This is a genomic window from Citrobacter sp. Ca225, assembly GCF_030337175.1.
Lineage (GTDB): Bacteria > Pseudomonadota > Gammaproteobacteria > Enterobacterales > Enterobacteriaceae > Citrobacter_A > Citrobacter_A amalonaticus.
The window spans coordinates 93000-109892 of the sequence record NZ_JAOWCD010000097.1; the positions used below are offsets into that span (position 1 = coordinate 93000).

A 16893-nucleotide genomic window follows, 5' to 3' on the forward strand; every position below is an offset into this window, starting at 1 on the left:
TGTACCCGCTGGCGAAGCGCAAGAAACAGCAGTCTGATTGGGGGGATTTTCAGCAATACGTGAAACAAGCGTAGGCCTGATAAACGTTGCGCCATCAGGTGGTTAGACCGGATAGCGATAAAAACGCCTTATCTGGCCTGTGCGCGGACGCCATCAGACAATTAGCCCAAAAGTACGCGATCGATGTTGCTGCAGCCCAGCGCTTTCAGCGTGGCGGCGGTGGCATCCCACTGGATCAGCGGCGCGTCGGCTTTTTCCGCCAGCACCGCACGCTGAATATCGGCATAACCATAGCCGTTCAGATTCAACATAATCAGCGCGCCCTGTAGCGGTGGGATGGTCGGATTAAATGCGGCGTTTTCGCCATAGCTTCCGCTAAAGATACGTCCATCTTTGCACTCCAGCGCTACACCGCTCGGTGACTGGCTGTACGGCATATGACTGCGGCTCGCGGCGGCAATGGCCGCTTGCGTCAGCGCATCTCCCTGAGGGGCGAAACCGTGATCCTGTTCGTCCATCAGTAGCGTTTTGATGTCGAGATCTTTCGGCCCAAACGCATCCGGCAAATAGTCGCGCAGCGTATGCGGTTCCCGACCTGGCAGATGAATGCGCAGATCCAGCCCGCTGTTGAGTTCGTTCATAAACTGGCGGCAGTGGCCGCACGGGGTGTAGTTAACGGTGATTGCGGCGAGACCTTTCTCGCCGCGCAACCAGGCGTGGCTGATGGCGCTTTGTTCAGCGTGAACCGTTTGTTGCATCGTCGCGCCGAGGAATTCCATATTGGCGCCGAAATACCACGTTCCGCTCACGCCGCGCGCAATTGCGCCAACGTTAAAGTTCGACAACGGCGTACAGGCGCAGGCCGCCGCCAGCGGCAGCAGCGCGAATGCCAGTGCGTCTTCGTCCAGTCCCGTTGCGCTTTTAAGCATTGATACCTGCTCAGCCGTCAGCGACGCGGGGAAATGCGTATCTGCGAGAATGGGCGCCAGCGCGGATTGCAGGTTGTCCGCAAGTTGGCTAAACGCAGTGTGAAAACGTGGGTGCATGGCGTTGCCTCATAACAATGTATTGGGATCGTAGTGTACGGGCCTGTTATGGCTATATGTGTGATCAAATTCTCATTGTGTATGCAACTTATGAAACATAAATTAAAAATGCGCGACGTATCGCAAATTTTAGCCCACAACCGCGAGAATAACCGGAAACAGGAACGGGGCGATCAGCGAGGTAATAATCCCGCAAATCACCAGCGCCAGCGAACTGAATGCGCCTTCCTGATAATCCAGCTCCGCACAGCGGGCGGTGCCGAGGGCGTGGGACGCGGTGCCCATCGCCAGTCCGCGTGCGGCTTTGGTTTTAATGCGCATGGCGTTTAACAGGGTATGACCAAAGACAGCGCCGAGTATACCGACGAAAATCACGCACACGGCGCTGACCGCCGGAATGCCGCCGATGCTGCCGCCCACGGCCATCGCAATCGGCGTAGTGACGGATTTCGGTAAGACGGAGGCGGCGATTTCAGGCGTGGCGCCCATCAACAGCGCCACTGTGGTGCCGGTCACCATCGCCACAACGCTGCCAACAAAACAGATAGTAATGATTGACTTCCAGCGGGCGCGAATCTGATGCAGCTGTTCATACAGTGGATAGGCCAGCGCCACGACCGCCGGTTGCAGCAGGTCATTCAGCACTTCGCTACCTTTAAAATAGCTGTCGTAGGAGATGCCGGTCAGCAGGAGGAACGGGATAATCACCACCATCGCCACCAGCAGCGGATTCAGTAAGGGAAATTTAAACCGTGTCGCCAGTTTGCGCGCACCGAAAAAAACCGCCAGCGTCAGCGGTAAAGACCACCAGATTGACGACATCATTCTTTAGATCCTTCCTGACCCACCACTTTCCGTTCACCGTGAACCAGATGTGAACTCCAGCTCACGACCAGAAACACCACCAGCGTACTGATCGCACACGACACCACCACCGGGCCAAACTGCGCGCGCAGCAGATCGAAGTACTGCATCACGCCGACGCCAATCGGCACAAATAACAGCGCCATATAGCGAATCAGCACATAGCAGCCAGGATTCACCCATTTCGCCGGGATAATTTGCAGCGCCAGCAGCACAAACAAGATCAGCATCCCGATGATGCTGCCAGAAATGGCGACAGGCAGCAGGGACGCAATAAAAATGCCTGCATACAGACAGGCATAAATCAGCACGAAAGCGCGTAAGTATTGCCAGATGATATTCAATGTCTTGCTCATGTTGAAATTCCTCGAAGCGACGGATTCATCATACAATTAAACTTTAAAACGTGCTATCGATCACATCATGAATTCTTAGCATACTGAACATAGACAGCGGGAACATTGGGCAATATCCCCAATACGTGATGCTAAACTTGTGCCAGCAGTTGCAGAAAACGACTCAGCGCGCTGGACGGCGTCTCATTATTGCGCCAGAACACGCCCACGCTGCCTTTTTGTTCAATCTTCGGCAGGTTGAGGATCACCAGCTGTCCCTGGCTGGCATAGCGCTGCGCCAGCCGTAAAGAAAGGATAGAGATCATATCGCTGCTTTGCAGCAGGTTAGTACTGACGTTCATCGATGCCGACTCGATGGTGTTCTCCGGCAACATCACTCCGTTATCGACCAGCGCGTTATCAATGCTCAGGCGGATAGGCGTTCCCGTCGGCCAGACGATCCAGCGCCAGTGCGCTAGATCGGCCCAGCTCAGGGTGTCAAACTTCGCTAATGGATGGTGGGGACGGGCGACAAAGCAAACGGGTTCGGTATACAGCACCTGATAATTGAGCGGAAGCTGCAGCGCTCGCCCACCGACGCGGCCGACCACGACATCCACGGAACCGGCAAGCAGGTCGTGCAGCAGCGGCGTCATGACCTTTTCTTCAATGTTAAGGTGCAGCGTCGGCATCTCCACGAGCAGATTAAGGATCGCCTGCGACACACAGTCGGTCGCCACTGGCGAGCAGCCAATCTTCAGGCTCCCTACCAGCCCGCCTTCTTTAAAGCGTGCCATTTCATACTGTGAACGCTCCATGTCATTGATTAAGCGCTGGGCGTGTTGCAGCAGCAACTTGCCGCCTTCCGATGGGCGCAGGCCTTTACTGTGACGTTCAAAGAGCGTGATCCCCATCTCATCTTCGAGCTGTGACAGCCATTTCGACAGCGCGGGCTGGGTGATATTCATCATTCGTGCAACGTGCGTGAGATTCCCTTGTTCGCCCAGCGCCACCAGCATTTGCAGATGGTGCAGCTTCAGTTTTTGCGCCCAGTTTGCCATCAGCGATAACCTCCAGGTTATGTCTCTGCATGAAATGCCATTGTACATTTTATCGCCCAGTCTACAAACTCGTAACATACCAAAAACAAAACAACATCTGTCCCTACCTGCACCGAGGCATTCACTATGACTCAACGACGTGAACTACAAGCCCTGATCGATGCTGCTCCTGTCAGCAAGACACAGTGGCGGGTGATCATCTGCTGCTTTCTGGTGGTCATGCTTGATGGTTTTGATACCGCAGCCATTGGCTTTATTGCACCCGATATTCGTACCCACTGGCAGTTAACTGCCGGAGACCTCGCTCCGCTGTTTGGCGCAGGTCTGTTAGGACTTACCGCCGGCGCCTTACTTTGCGGACCGCTGTCTGACCGTTTCGGTCGCAAACGGGTGATTGAGCTCTGCGTGGCATTGTTTGGTGCGCTGAGCCTGATCTCCGCCTTTTCGCCGGATTTGCAAACGCTGGTTATCCTGCGCTTTCTGACCGGTCTGGGCCTCGGCGGTGCCATGCCCAACACCATCACCATGACCTCTGAATACTTGCCCGCCCGCCGCCGCGGTGCGCTGGTCACCCTGATGTTCTGTGGCTTTACGCTCGGTTCAGCGATGGGCGGAATTGTCAGCGCGCAGCTGGTGCCGGTTATTGGCTGGCACGGGATCCTGGTCCTCGGCGGCGTGTTACCGCTGATGCTGTTCTTCGTCCTGCTCGCGGTCCTGCCGGAATCTCCACGCTGGCAGGTCCGTCGCCAGTTGCCGCAGGCAACCATCGCCAGAACGGTCAGCGCGATCACCGGCGAACGTTACGACAATACCCAGTTTTACCTCCAGGAGGCGGCGGCGATAGCCAAAGGCAGCATTCGTCAGCTGTTTGTTGGCCGTCAGTTGCCCATTACCCTGATGTTATGGGTGGTGTTCTTCATGAGCCTGTTAATCATCTATCTGCTGTCGAGCTGGATGCCGACGCTGTTGAACCATCGTGGGATTGACCTGCAGCAGGCTTCCTGGGTGACGGCGGCGTTCCAGATTGGCGGTACGCTCGGCGCGCTGGCATTGGGCGTGCTGATGGATAAACACAATCCCTTCCGGGTGCTGGCTACGAGCTACGCGCTGGGAGCGGTATGCATTGTCATGATTGGCCTGAGCGAAAACGGTTTATGGCTGATGGCGCTGGCGATTTTCGGTACCGGGGTAGGTATCAGCGGATCGCAGGTGGGCCTCAATGCCTTAACCGCCACGCTCTATCCCACCCAGAGTCGGGCGACGGGCGTGAGCTGGTCCAACGCGGTGGGGCGCTGCGGAGCGATTGTCGGTTCGCTTTCCGGCGGCGTGATGATGGCGATGAATTTCTCTTTCGACACCTTGTTTTTCATTATCGCTGTTCCGGCGGCCATTAGCGCGGTGATGTTAGCCGTACTTACGGTAGTTGTCCGCCAGTCAGCCTCTGTCCCTGATGCTATGCCGCACGCAAGCGTCGTGAACGAATAAGGAGAATCCCTATGTCAGACCATAATCAGGATGTTAAAAATAGCCGTCAGCAGTTTTACCAGCATATTTCGGGGCAGAACCTGACCCCGCTGTGGGAATCGCTGCATCATCTGGTACCACAAACGCCGAATCCGACCTGTGCGCCAGCATACTGGAACTACCAGGAAATTCGTCCGCTGCTGCTGGAAAGCGGCAACCTGATTGGCGCAAAAGAGGCGATTCGTCGCGTGCTGGTACTGGAAAACCCGATGCTGCGCGGTCAGTCCTCTATTACGTCAACGCTCTATGCGGGACTGCAGCTCATCATGCCGGGCGAAGTCGCTCCCAGCCATCGTCATAACCAGTCGGCGTTACGCTTTATTGTGGAAGGGAAAGGGGCATTTACCGCCGTGGACGGTGAACGCACCCAGATGCACACCGGCGATTTTATTCTGACCCCGCAGTGGCAATGGCACGACCACGGCAACCCTGGCGATGAGCCGGTTGTCTGGCTGGACGGTCTGGATCTGCCGCTGGTTAACATTCTGGGCTGTGGTTTTGCCGAGGATTACCCGGAAGATCAGCAGCCGGTTTCACGCAAAGAGGGCGACTATCTGCCGCGCTATGCCGCCAATATGCTGCCGCTGCGCCATCAGAAAGGCAATTCATCGCCAATTTTCAACTATCGCTATGACCGCAGCCGCGACGCGCTGCAAGACCTGACCCGTCTGGGCGATGCCGACGAGTGGGATGGCTACAAAATGCGCTATGTCAACCCGGTAACCGGCGGCTACCCGATGCCATCGATGGGGACGTTCCTGCAATTGTTGCCAAAAGGCTTTACCTCGCGGGTGGCGCGTACCACTGACAGCACCATTTATCACGTGGTTGAAGGGGCGGGTGATGTCACCGTCGGCAACGAGACGTTCCATTTCTCAGCCAAAGATATTTTTGTGGTTCCGACGTGGCACGGCGTGTCATTCAAAACCACCGATGAGACCGTTTTATTCAGTTTTTCGGACCGACCGGTACAGGAAGCCCTCGGGTTGTTCCGCGAAGCCCGCTATTAATTTGGGAGAGAACCATGACTCAGTATGTATTTACACCACAGGCCCCCGTTACTGTCCCGGTTGTCGGCAGCGATGCGCAGTTCCCCGTCCGTCGCGTGTACTGTGTGGGGCGTAACTACGCCGCCCATGCCCGCGAAATGGGGTTTGATCCGGACCGAGAGCCGCCGTTCTTTTTCTGTAAGCCTGCCGATGCGATTGTGCCGGTTGCCGCAGGCGAAACGTTAGCGCTGCCATACCCGGCGCAAACGGATAACTATCACTATGAAATTGAGCTGGTGGTCGCCATCGGCAAAAAGGGCAGCGATATCCCGTTAGAAAACGCTCATGAGTATATCTGGGGCTATGCCACCGGACTGGACATGACCCGCCGCGATCGCCAGATGGAGATGCGTCAGATGGGACGTCCGTGGGAAATCGGCAAAGCGTTCGATCTCTCTGCGCCCATCGCGCCGCTGCATAAAGCGGATGAAATTGCGGATATCACCTCTGCGCCCATCTGGTTACAGGTGAATGGCGACGATCATCAGCGCAGCGATATTCGCCATCTAATCTGGTCGGTAAATGAAACGATCAGCTATCTGTCCGGCTTCTTCGAACTGCAACCGGGCGACCTGATCTTCACCGGCACGCCGGAAGGCGTGGGTGCCGTAGTGAAAGGGGATGTGATCACCGGAGGCGTGGACGGACTGACGCCTATCGCTGTGAAGATTGTCTGAGGTGATGTATGAAGCTGTACAGTTTTTTTAACAGTTCGGCGTCGTACCGCGTGCGTATCGCGCTGGCATTAAAGGGCATCGACTACCACACGGTGGGCGTCAATATCCGTATTGGGCAGCAAAATGAACTGGCCTACCGGCGGATGAATCCGGTGGGGCTGGTACCAACGCTGGTAACCGATGATGGCGAAGCGCTGGGCCAGTCGCTGGCGATTATCGACTGGCTGGACCGGCATTTTCCGCAATCACGCTTGCTGCCCGTCAGCGATCCGGCGCGCACGCAGGTGCTGGAGATTGTCTATGCCATCGCTTGCGATATTCATCCGGTTAATAACCTGCGGGTGCTGCGCTATCTGAGCGAGGAACTGAAGGTCAGTGAAGAAGAGAAAAAACGCTGGTACGCGCACTGGATCCAGCAGGGGTTAAGCGCCGTTGAGCAGCTACTGCGTCAGAGTCAGTCGCAGAACTTCTGCGTGGGTAATGCACCGACGCTTGCCGACTGCTGTCTGGTCCCGCAATGGGCGAATGCGTTAAGAATGGGGTGCGATCTGAGCGGCTATCCGCGCTGCAAAGCCGTGTATGACGCCTGCACACAGCTCCCGGCGTTCATCGCCGCCGCCCCGGAAAATCAACAAGATAAAATCTCAGCCTGAGAAGGAGAATGACAATGGCTAAAGTGACGAGCGCAATTATCGTCGGCGGCGGAATTGGCGGGGCAGCCACCGCGCTTTCGCTAGCGCGTCAGGGTATCAAAGTGATGCTGCTGGAAAAAGCCCATGAAATTGGTGAGATCGGCGCGGGCATTCAGCTCGGTCCCAACGCCTTCTCTGCGCTGGACAGCCTCGGCGTCGGCGACGTCGCGCGTCAGCGTGCGGTGTTTACCGACCACATCACCATGATGGATGCCGTGAACGCGGAAGAAGTGGTGCACATCGAGACCGGGCAGGCCTTTCGCGACCACTTCGGCGGTCCGTATGCGGTTATCCATCGGGTCGATATTCACGCTTCCGTCTGGGAATCCGTACTGACTCATCCAAACGTTGAGTACCGGACCTCGACCAATGTGGTCGACATTCGCCAGACGGCGGACGACGTAACGGTGTTCGACGAGCAGGGGAATAGCTGGACCGCTGATATTCTGGTCGGTTGTGATGGCGTGAAGTCGGTGGTGCGTCAGAGTTTGCTGGGCGATTCGCCGCGCGTGACCGGACACGTCGTTTACCGTGCGGTGATTGACTGTGCGGACATGCCGGAAGACCTGCGCATTAACGCGCCAGTGCTCTGGGCCGGGCCGCATTGCCACCTCGTGCACTACCCGCTGCGCGGTGGCAAGCAGTACAACCTGGTCGTCACCTTCCACAGCCGCCAGCAGGAGGAGTGGGGCGTGAAAGACGGCAGTAAGGAAGAGGTGCTGTCGTATTTCGCCGGGATCCATCCGCGCCCGCGGCAGATGCTGGATAAACCCACGACCTGGCGTCGCTGGTCAACCGCCGATCGCGAACCGGTAGAGAAATGGGGCACTGAGCGCATCACGCTGGTGGGCGATGCCGCGCACCCGGTGGCGCAGTACATGGCGCAGGGTGCCTGTATGGCGCTGGAAGATGCTGTGACGCTGGGTAAAGCGCTGGAGCAGTGCGATGGCGATGCGGCGAAAGCCTTTGCGCTGTATGAGTCGGTACGCATTCCACGCACGGCGCGCATCGTCTGGTCGACGCGCGAAATGGGACGCGTGTATCACGCAGCAGGCGTGGAGCGTCAGGTGCGAAACCTGTTGTGGAAAGGTAAATCGCAGGCGGAGTTTTATCGCGGCATGGAATGGCTGTACGGCTGGAAAGAAGATAACTGTCTTCTGCCACGCTGAGAATACAGGCGCTTTGCGCCGTCATCCGGCAAAAGGTTTTGCTCATCGCACAGAGGCGCTATGATAGCGCCTCTTTTTTTTGCGGATAACGATATGCGTGTTTTACTGGCGCCGATGGAAGGCGTACTTGATTCACTGGTGCGCGAACTTCTGACGGAAGTGAATGACTACGATCTTTGCATCACCGAATTTGTGCGCGTGGTGGATCAACTCTTGCCAGTAAAAGTCTTTCATCGACTCTGTCCCGAACTGCTCAACGGCAGCCGGACTCCATCCGGCACCTTAGTGCGCGTGCAACTGTTAGGGCAGTATCCCCAGTGGCTGGCGGAAAATGCCGCCCGCGCCGTGGAACTCGGTTCTTACGGTGTTGATCTTAACTGCGGGTGTCCGTCAAAAATGGTCAACGGCAGCGGCGGCGGTGCGACGCTGCTGAAGGACCCGGAACTCATCTATCAGGGCGCGAAAGCGATGCGTGAAGCGGTGCCGGCGCATCTGCCGGTGACGGTGAAAGTGCGTCTGGGCTGGGACAGCGGCGACAAAAAGTTTGAGATTGCAGATGCCGTCCAGCAAGCCGGGGCGAGTGAACTGGTTGTACACGGGCGCACCAAAGAGCAGGGCTATAAGGCGGAACATATCAACTGGCAGGCGATTGGCGAAATTCGCGAGCGACTGTCTATTCCGGTGGTTGCCAATGGTGAAATCTGGGACTGGCAAAGCGCCCAGGAATGCCAGGCCGTCAGTGGCTGTGACGCGGTGATGATTGGCCGCGGGGCACTGAACATTCCCAACCTCAGCCGGGTGGTGAAGTATAACGAGCCGCGAATGCCATGGCCGCAGGTTGTCGAACTGCTGAAAAAGTATACCCGTCTGGAAAAACAGGGCGACACCGGTTTATATCATGTCGCACGTATTAAACAATGGCTGGGCTATTTGCGAAAAGAATATGAAGAAGCCACGGACGTCTTCCAGTCTATCCGCGCGTTAAATAATTCACCGGATATTGCCCGCGCGATCCAGTCGATAGAAATTTAATATTATTGAGCTGCATATATTCTGCTTAGATATATTTTGCCAGGTGTGACTTTTCATTGCTGAAGATGTTATGCCACGCGTAACTAAAAAAGCGCGCACAACAACGGGTAAGCTCCGCGCACCTTTTCTTATCAGAATATTTTAATGACTCGTTACTCTTTTCACGCGCTGAAAGCGGGCTTTCCGCTGGTTATTCTGCTCGCGGGATGTGCTCCCATGCATGACACTCAACAGACGCTGACTCAGCAACTTCCCGCTTCTCACGTAGATTCGGCGCTGCCGCCAGCGTTGAAGAACGGGTGGCCCGGAAGCCAGTGGTGGCAGGATTATCATGACGCACAGTTGAACGAGTTAGTGAAGAACGCACTTTCCCGTTCTCCGGATATGCAGGTGGCGGAACAGCGAATCAGACTGGCCGAAGCGCAGGCTAAAGCCGTTGAAGCCCAGGACGGGCCGCAGGTCGATTTCTCCGCCAATGCCGAACGGCAGAAAATGTCCGCGGAAGGCATCATGGGGCCGTTTGCCCTGAACGATCCGGCCGCAGGCACGACGGGGCCGTGGTACACCAACGGTACGTTTGGCCTGACGGCCGGTTGGGATCTCGATTTATGGGGCAAGAACCGCGCGGAAGTGACCGCGCGCATCGGGGCGGTGAAAGCGCGGGAAGCCGAGCGTGAGCAAACCCGTCAACTGTTAGCCAGCGGCGTGACGCGGCTTTACTGGGAATGGCAGACCGAGGCGGCGCTGAGCAAACTGCTGACTCAAATTGAACGGGAACAGCGTAACATCATTGCTAGCGATCGCCAGTTGTACAATAACGGCATCACCTCTTCGGTAGAAGGCGTGGAAACAGATATCGATGACAGTAAAACCCAGCAGCAGTTGAATGAGGTTGCCGGGAAGATGAAGGTGATTGAAGCGCGTCTGAGCGCGCTGACCAACATGCAGTCGGCGGCGCTGAAGCTGCATCCGGTGAGCCTGCCAAAAGTGGAAAGCCAGTTACCGACGCAGCTGGGCTACTCCTTACTGGCGCGCAGAGCGGATTTACAGGCGGCGCACTGGGTGATCGAATCGTCAATGAGCAGCGTGGAGGCGGCGAAGGCGGCGTTCTACCCCGACGTCAATCTGATGGCCTTTTTGCAACAGGATGCGCTGCATCTGAGCGATCTGTTCCGCAGTTCCGCCCAGCAGATGGGCGTGACCGCGGGCCTGACGCTGCCGATCTTCGACAGTGGCAGACTGAATGCCAACCTTGATATCGCTCAGGCGCAGAACAATTTGTCGATCGCCAGTTATAACAAAGCCGTCGTTGATGCGGTAAATGACGTGGCGCGCACGGCCAGTCAGGTGGCGACGCTGATGCAGAAAAATCAGCATCAGCAGCAGATTGAACATGACGCCGATCGAGTGGTCAGCCTGGCGCAGGCGCGCTATAACGCCGGGATTATCGCAGGCTCTCTCGTTAGCAAGGCCAGAATTCCCGCGCTGCGCGAGCAGAGTAACGGACTGATTTTGCAGGGACAGTGGCTGGATGCTTCCATCCAGCTTACCAGCGCGCTCGGCGGCGGTTACCATCATTCCTGATTATTTCGGTTGCTTCGAAGAGAGTTTCTATACTTAAGGCTCAGTTCTGTTGCAACCGGAGGATGATATGGCAAAAGCAGCAATCGTGACGGCTTCCGATTCAGGTATTGGCAAGGCGTGCGCCCTTCAGTTAGCGAAAGCGGGATTTGATATCGGCATCACCTGGCATTCAGACGAGCAGGGAGCGCGTGATACCGCCCGTGAGGTGGAAAGTCATGGCGTCCGGGCGGAGACCCTTCAACTGGACCTGAGCCAGCTGCCGCAGGGTGCACAGGCGCTGGAACATCTGATTGCGCGCTTTGGCCGGATCGACGTGCTGGTCAATAACGCGGGAACGATGAGCAAATCCGCATTCCTGGAGACCTCCTTTGACGACTGGCGGCAGATATTTACGGTCGATGTCGATGGGGCGTTTCTCTGCTCACAGTTGGCGGCCCGCCAGATGGTGAAGCAGGGACAGGGGGGGCGCATTATCAATATTACCTCGGTGCACGAACATACCCCGTTACCTGAGGCCAGCGCCTACACGGCGGCGAAACATGCTCTCGGCGGACTCACCAAAGCCATGGCGCTTGAGCTGGTCCGCCATAACATTCTGGTTAACGCTGTGGCGCCTGGGGCGATAGCCACGCCGATGAATGATATGGATGACAGTGACGTTAAGCCGGGAACCGAGCCGTCAATCCCGCTGGGAAGACCTGGGTCGACGCGGGAAATCGCCAGTCTGGTCGCCTGGCTGTGCTCGGAAGAGGCGGGTTATACCACCGGGCAATCGTTTATTGTGGATGGGGGATTTATGCTGGCCAATCCCCAGTTCAGGCCGGAATAACCCGCTTACCCCACCTGTTTACGGCTGCGGCGTTTCAGCCACCAGCGAACGCCGATCACCAGCACCACTGCCAGAATCAGCCAGATCCAATGTTTGAGATGCTGATCGAGATGATGCAACCATGGCGCGACCACTTCACCTCCTGCATAACCCAGGGTGGTGAAGATCAGCGCCCAGACCAGCGCGCCAAGGATATTCAGCGGTAAAAAAATCTTTGGCGGCAGATGGCTGGCGCCAATCAACAGCGGGCCAATCACGCGAAACCCGTACATAAATCGGGTGCCGATCACGAACAGATACGGGCGACGCTGGATCATCTTCTGCGCCTGACGAATTTTGTCACGATGACGAGCAAAGCGGCGCAGGATCCTGCCACCAAAGCGGCGTCCCAGCAGATAAAGTAACTGATCGCCTATCATGCCGCCTAAGGCCACGGCCACGACCACGAGGGGGAACTTGAGTAATCCCTGATGCGCCGCCACGCCCCCCAGCAGAGTAATGGTTTCGCCTTCCGCCAGACTTCCAACCACCAGCGCGGCATAACCGTATTGCGCAATAAGACTGTTTATATCCATACGTATGTATGACCTCCACAATGGTAAGCATACACCCTCTGAATTCGTGATGCTCAAAAAGGGCCATCAGGCGCGGCGGCATTTCTTTATCTGTACAATAAATAATCGCAAAGCTGAATTATACTTGAAGTGTTAGGTTCACAGCTGACAACAAGGGGGCGGTATGAACCATGTCTGGGGGCTGTTTTCTCATCCCAATCGTGAAATGCAGGTGATCAACAGCGAGAACGAAACGGTTTCGCATCACTACACCCACCATGTGCTTTTGATGGCGGCCATCCCGGTCATTTGTGCCTTCATTGGTACGACGCAAATCGGCTGGAATTTTGGCGACGGCACTGTCCTGAAGCTTTCTCTGTTTACGGGCCTGGTGCTGGCTGTTCTGTTCTATGCCGTGATGCTGGCGGGCGTGGCGATCATGGGGCGCGTGATCTGGTGGATGGCGCGGAGTTATCCGCAGCGTCCGTCTTTGACGCACTGTATGGTGTTTGCCGGTTATGTGGCGACGCCGCTGTTTCTTAGCGGTCTGGTGGCGCTGTATCCGCTGGTGTGGCTTTGCGCATTTGTCGGGACGGTAGCGTTGTTCTATACCGGCTATCTGCTCTATGTAGGCATTCCGACATTCCTGAATATCAATAAGGACGAAGGGCTGAGCTTCTCCAGTTCAACCCTGGCTATCGGCGTACTGGTACTGGAAGTGCTGCTGGCGCTGACCGTCATCCTCTGGGGATACGGCTATCGCTTGTTCTGATTATCGTGCTGCGTTGCTGGTGCAAAAGCCAGCAACGCAGCCTTTCCTGACGATTCTCTTCTGGCGGCAAGGTCATTAGCTCGCTATGATTCCTCTGCTAGCCTGAGCCATCCTGACTTCGGCGGTGCGTGTCATCACGCGTGAATCATTTTCTGAAATCTCATCATGCTGAAATTCCGAGTTTCCATACTGAGCCTGGCGCTGATGCTGGCTGTGCCTTATGCGCCGCAAGCGCTGGCAAAAACGGCGGCGGCTGCCGCGGCGTCTCAACCTGAGATTGCCTCCGGTAGCGCGATGATCGTGGATCTGAACACCAATAAGGTGATCTATTCGAACCATCCGGACCTGGTGCGTCCGATTGCGTCGATAACCAAATTAATGACGGCGATGGTGGTGCTTGATGCACGGCTGCCGCTGAACGAAAAACTGAAAGTGGATATCAGCCAGACGCCAGAGATGAAAGGGATCTACTCTCGCGTGCGGCTGAACAGTGAAATCAGCCGTAAAGATATGTTACTGCTGGCGCTGATGTCCTCGGAAAACCGGGCCGCAGCAAGCCTGGCGCACCATTATCCGGGCGGCTATAACGCCTTTATTAAGGCGATGAACGCGAAGGCAAAAGCGCTGGGCATGACCCGGACGCATTTTGTGGAACCAACCGGTTTGTCGATTCACAACGTGTCGACCGCGCGCGATCTCACCAAACTGCTGATCGCCAGCAAGCAGTATCCGCTGATTGGGCAACTGAGCACCACGCGTGAAGATATGGCGACCTTCGCCAACCCGGCGTATACGCTGCCGTTTCGCAATACCAACCATCTGGTGTATCGCGACAACTGGAATATTCAGCTCACTAAAACTGGTTTCACCAACGCCGCAGGGCATTGCCTGGTGATGCGCACGGTAATCAACAATAAACCGGTGGCGCTGGTGGTAATGGATGCATTCGGCAAGTACACTCATTTTGCCGATGCCAGTCGTTTACGCACGTGGATCGAAACCGGGAAAGTGATGCCGGTTCCGGCGGCGGCATTGAGCTATAAAAAGCAAAAAGCCGCACAGATGGCTGCAGCGGGCGGCAATGCGGGTGAGCAGACGGCGCAAAACGATTAATTACTCCGGCAGCGTCCAGTCACCTTCGTTGAGTGGGCGCTGCATAATCAACGTATCCCGCCAGTCTCCTTTCTTATACCCGACGCTACGCAATTGTCCGGCAATCTCGAAACCGTGTTTTTTATGCAACCGCAGCGACCCGGGATTGTTATGCCCGTCGCCAATCACCGCCACCATCTGCCGCCATGGCCCTTCCTCGCAGCGGGTGATTAACGTCTGCATCAGCAGGCTGCCAATGCCGCGTCCGGTCATGCTGGCATCGACATAAATCGACTCTTCCAGGGTATAGCGATAGGCCGGGCGCGGGCGATATTGTGTGGCGTAGCAATAACCGACAACCACGCCGCGATAGAGCGCCACCAGCCACGGCAGACCATACTGCGCGACCGTACGCATACGTCGGCGCATCTCATCGATCGTCGGAGGCGTTTCTTCAAAAGAGGCGCGGCCATTCAACACATGCCACGCATATAACGAGGAGATCGCCTCTACGTCGTCGGGCAGCGCGTCGCGCACCGCAATATCGTTATCAGAAAGCGTATCGGCAACAGACATGGTTCTCACCTTTGCGAAGAAAACCGGAGTCCTCACGACTCCGGTACATCTGCTTACTTTTGCACGATATTTCGTGCAAATCCAGCCTGCGCCATTAAGCAGTTTACTGGAGTTAATCAGAAGAGGGGACTTTCCAGAATTTCTGCTTACTGGTCTTGCCTATTCCGGGATTCATACTGTTGGTCGGGTCATTTTCGCGATAAAAACGGGTCAGCGCGGGCGGTGCTTCATACAGATGCCCGACGTTATGCTCCGCCGGATATTGCGCACCGCGCTGTTGCAGCAGTTCCAGCATTTGCTCTTTCAACGCGTGAGCATCCACGCCTTTCTTCACGATGTAATCCTGGTGGAAGACATAGCACATAAAGTGACCGTAATAGAGTTTATGTACCAGTTGGCTGTCGATTTCCGCCGGCAAATGTTCATACCATTCGGTGTCATTGCGGCGCAGGGCGATATCCAGCGCCAGAATATCCTCCACCTCATCGGCATGAACCGCCTGGTAGCGAATCGCTGCGCCAGCGGCTGCAAAGCGGTGCAGGAAGGCCTTGCTGCCTTCTTCCGGCGTGCAGGCAAAGAAGTCGCCTTCTGCGGTTTTAAAAAATTCCGTGAGCCAGTTTTGCGCTTCAGCGACGCCATCGCCCGCCATTTTTAACAGCAGATGATGTTCATATTTATCGCGCCAGCTTTTCATGCGCGGCGGCAGATGACTCGGGAACAAGTGACCAAACTTTTGCATCGCGCGGTCGGTAAAGTGCGGACGGAAGAATTTCACCTTTTCCAGCATCGCATCGGTGCGGCCCTTCAGCGTGAAGAAGAACGGCATTTTGTCGGTGCCGAGCTTGTCAATCATCAGGAAGGTGTCTTTGCCGTATTGTTCAGCAATGTCGTAGATATCGCGGTGCATGTATTCACCCGCGACCGGCAGATTGTCGAACGTCGACAGAATATGGCGACGGAGCGCTGTCAGCACCTCGGGTTGGTTGGTGCCAATGTAAAATACCTGCTGGTTTTTTTCCGCTTCAAAGGTGTCGAGACGCACGGCGAAGACCGCCAGTTTCCCGGCGCAGCCGGAGGACTCGAACAGGCGCTCCGGGTCAGCGTTATAGCGCGCGGGGGTGTCGGCATCAATGTCTCTGACGCGGGTGACGTAGTCGTGGTCATGCGCATGACGCCCGTCGTGGCGGACATTTTCCTCTTTGATCCGCTCATCGTCCAATTGACTCAGGATCTGCTCCGGCGTTTGTCCCAGATCGATCCCCAAATGGTTAACCAGTTGCAGCTTGCCGTTTTCATCAATGCGGGCAAACAGGGACATTTCGGTATACGCTGGGCCTCTTTGCACCAGCGAGCCACCGGAGTTATTACAGATCCCACCAATGACCGACGCGCCGATACATGATGAGCCAATCACCGAGTGCGGTTCACGCCCCAGGGGTTTCAGCGCTTTTTCCAGTGAGTACAGCGTGGTACCTGGATACGCCAATACCTGCTCGCCTTTGCCCAACACGTGCAGTTTGTCGAGGCGCAGGGTGCTGATAATCACAATCTCGCGGTCATAGTCATTGCCGTTCGGCGTGGAACCTTCGGTCAGGCCGGTATTGGCGGCCTGCATCAGGATAATTTTATCGGCGTTGACGCAGGCGTTCAGCACGCGCCAGAGTTCCAGCAGCGATCCGGGAAAGACCACCGCCAGGGCGTCGCCCTGACCGGAACGGAAGCCCTTGCGATAGCGGGCGGTTTTAGCCGGTTCGGTAAGCAGGTGTGAATGTCCCACCAGACGGGCGAGCTCATTCAGGAAGGTTTTATTATCAGTTGTTGTAATGGAAGACATTTTCCACTCCTTGTGGTGGGACAAAATATCAGGTTCAAGCATAGCGCTTTGTATGACAATACGCTTTCTCATTCACGCTGTCTTTGAATTGGCGGCGTTGAAAATTAAGAGAATAACCTTAGCTTTCTGCCGCGCTGCCGTTTAGGCTTATGGCAAAATGTGGTTTTTGCTATATTTTCGCTGCCACGTCGGGCTTTAGAGGA

General features: G+C 56.0%; 17 protein-coding genes. 10 read left to right on the plus strand and 7 right to left on the minus strand.

The window, feature by feature from the left end:
- Window positions 1–161: 161 nt before the first annotated feature.
- The 4 genes from cdd to OGW13_RS18340 form a co-directional block, all read right to left on the minus strand.
- Window positions 162–1046 carry a cytidine deaminase gene (cdd, locus tag OGW13_RS18325; protein WP_043000130.1) on the minus strand — a complete coding sequence of 295 codons (885 nt, stop codon included), beginning with the start codon at window positions 1044–1046 and terminating at the stop codon, window positions 162–164.
- Window positions 1047–1175: 129 nt separating this feature from the next.
- Window positions 1176–1871 (minus strand): CidB/LrgB family autolysis modulator, encoded by a 696-nt coding sequence (locus tag OGW13_RS18330; protein ID WP_044258648.1) that lies wholly within the window; start codon window positions 1869–1871, stop codon window positions 1176–1178.
- Window positions 1868–2266: a CidA/LrgA family protein gene (locus OGW13_RS18335; RefSeq protein ID WP_043000132.1), complete on the minus strand. Its 399-nt coding sequence runs from the start codon at window positions 2264–2266 to the stop codon at window positions 1868–1870. Before OGW13_RS18335 ends, OGW13_RS18330 begins: the two co-directional genes overlap by 4 nt.
- Before the next feature lie 131 nt (window positions 2267–2397).
- Entirely contained in the window at window positions 2398–3306 is a 909-nt protein-coding gene (locus tag OGW13_RS18340) for a LysR family transcriptional regulator (RefSeq protein WP_042317990.1), read from the minus strand.
- 126 nt (window positions 3307–3432) lie between these two features.
- On the opposite strand from OGW13_RS18340, the gene mhbT reads away from it, so the two are divergent.
- The 8 genes from mhbT to OGW13_RS18380 all read left to right on the plus strand — a co-directional run bounded on the left by mhbT (window position 3433) and on the right by OGW13_RS18380 (window position 11862).
- Window positions 3433–4791 carry a 3-hydroxybenzoate transporter MhbT gene (gene mhbT, locus OGW13_RS18345; protein ID WP_043000133.1) on the plus strand — a complete coding sequence of 453 codons (1359 nt, stop codon included), beginning with the start codon at window positions 3433–3435 and terminating at the stop codon, window positions 4789–4791.
- Between the two features lie 11 nt (window positions 4792–4802).
- Window positions 4803–5840, plus strand: a complete 1038-nt coding sequence (gene gtdA / locus OGW13_RS18350; RefSeq protein WP_090049700.1) for a gentisate 1,2-dioxygenase — start codon at window positions 4803–4805, stop codon at window positions 5838–5840.
- A 14-nt stretch (window positions 5841–5854) separates the two neighbouring features.
- On the plus strand, window positions 5855–6556 hold the full coding sequence (locus tag OGW13_RS18355) for a fumarylacetoacetate hydrolase family protein (protein WP_181627631.1): 702 nt from the start codon (window positions 5855–5857) through the stop codon (window positions 6554–6556).
- Window positions 6557–6564: 8 nt separating this feature from the next.
- Complete coding sequence (maiA, locus tag OGW13_RS18360; protein WP_043000136.1) at window positions 6565–7209, plus strand: maleylacetoacetate isomerase; 645 nt, start codon at window positions 6565–6567, stop codon at window positions 7207–7209.
- 14 nt (window positions 7210–7223) lie between these two features.
- Window positions 7224–8417 carry a 3-hydroxybenzoate 6-monooxygenase gene (locus OGW13_RS18365; protein WP_043000137.1) on the plus strand — a complete coding sequence of 398 codons (1194 nt, stop codon included), beginning with the start codon at window positions 7224–7226 and terminating at the stop codon, window positions 8415–8417.
- Between the two features lie 93 nt (window positions 8418–8510).
- The gene (gene dusC, locus OGW13_RS18370; RefSeq protein WP_187250961.1) at window positions 8511–9449 is read left to right on the plus strand and encodes a tRNA dihydrouridine(16) synthase DusC; all 939 of its coding nucleotides are present in this window, start codon (window positions 8511–8513) and stop codon (window positions 9447–9449) included.
- Window positions 9450–9593: 144 nt separating this feature from the next.
- A complete protein-coding gene (gene mdtQ, locus OGW13_RS18375) occupies window positions 9594–11033 on the plus strand; it encodes a multidrug resistance outer membrane protein MdtQ (RefSeq protein ID WP_287116341.1) in 1440 nt (479 codons plus the stop codon).
- A gap of 67 nt (window positions 11034–11100) precedes the next feature.
- Window positions 11101–11862: an SDR family oxidoreductase gene (locus OGW13_RS18380; RefSeq protein WP_044258656.1), complete on the plus strand. Its 762-nt coding sequence runs from the start codon at window positions 11101–11103 to the stop codon at window positions 11860–11862.
- A gap of 5 nt (window positions 11863–11867) precedes the next feature.
- Here the strand turns inward: OGW13_RS18380 and OGW13_RS18385 are convergent, their stop codons facing one another.
- On the minus strand, window positions 11868–12437 hold the full coding sequence (locus tag OGW13_RS18385) for a DedA family protein (RefSeq protein WP_043000141.1): 570 nt from the start codon (window positions 12435–12437) through the stop codon (window positions 11868–11870).
- 163 nt (window positions 12438–12600) lie between these two features.
- Between OGW13_RS18385 and OGW13_RS18390 the strand changes: the two genes are divergently transcribed.
- Together OGW13_RS18390 and pbpG are read left to right on the plus strand one after the other, a co-directional pair.
- Window positions 12601–13188 carry a Yip1 family protein gene (locus OGW13_RS18390; RefSeq protein ID WP_043000142.1) on the plus strand — a complete coding sequence of 196 codons (588 nt, stop codon included), beginning with the start codon at window positions 12601–12603 and terminating at the stop codon, window positions 13186–13188.
- A gap of 165 nt (window positions 13189–13353) precedes the next feature.
- Complete coding sequence (gene pbpG / locus OGW13_RS18395) at window positions 13354–14301, plus strand: D-alanyl-D-alanine endopeptidase (RefSeq protein WP_044258658.1); 948 nt, start codon at window positions 13354–13356, stop codon at window positions 14299–14301.
- On the opposite strand, the gene OGW13_RS18400 is transcribed toward pbpG, so the two are convergent.
- Both OGW13_RS18400 and dld read right to left on the minus strand, forming a co-directional pair.
- Complete coding sequence (locus OGW13_RS18400; protein ID WP_043000144.1) at window positions 14302–14856, minus strand: GNAT family N-acetyltransferase; 555 nt, start codon at window positions 14854–14856, stop codon at window positions 14302–14304.
- Between the two features lie 112 nt (window positions 14857–14968).
- Window positions 14969–16690: a D-lactate dehydrogenase gene (gene dld / locus OGW13_RS18405; RefSeq protein WP_044258660.1), complete on the minus strand. Its 1722-nt coding sequence runs from the start codon at window positions 16688–16690 to the stop codon at window positions 14969–14971.
- Window positions 16691–16893 lie beyond the last annotated feature (203 nt).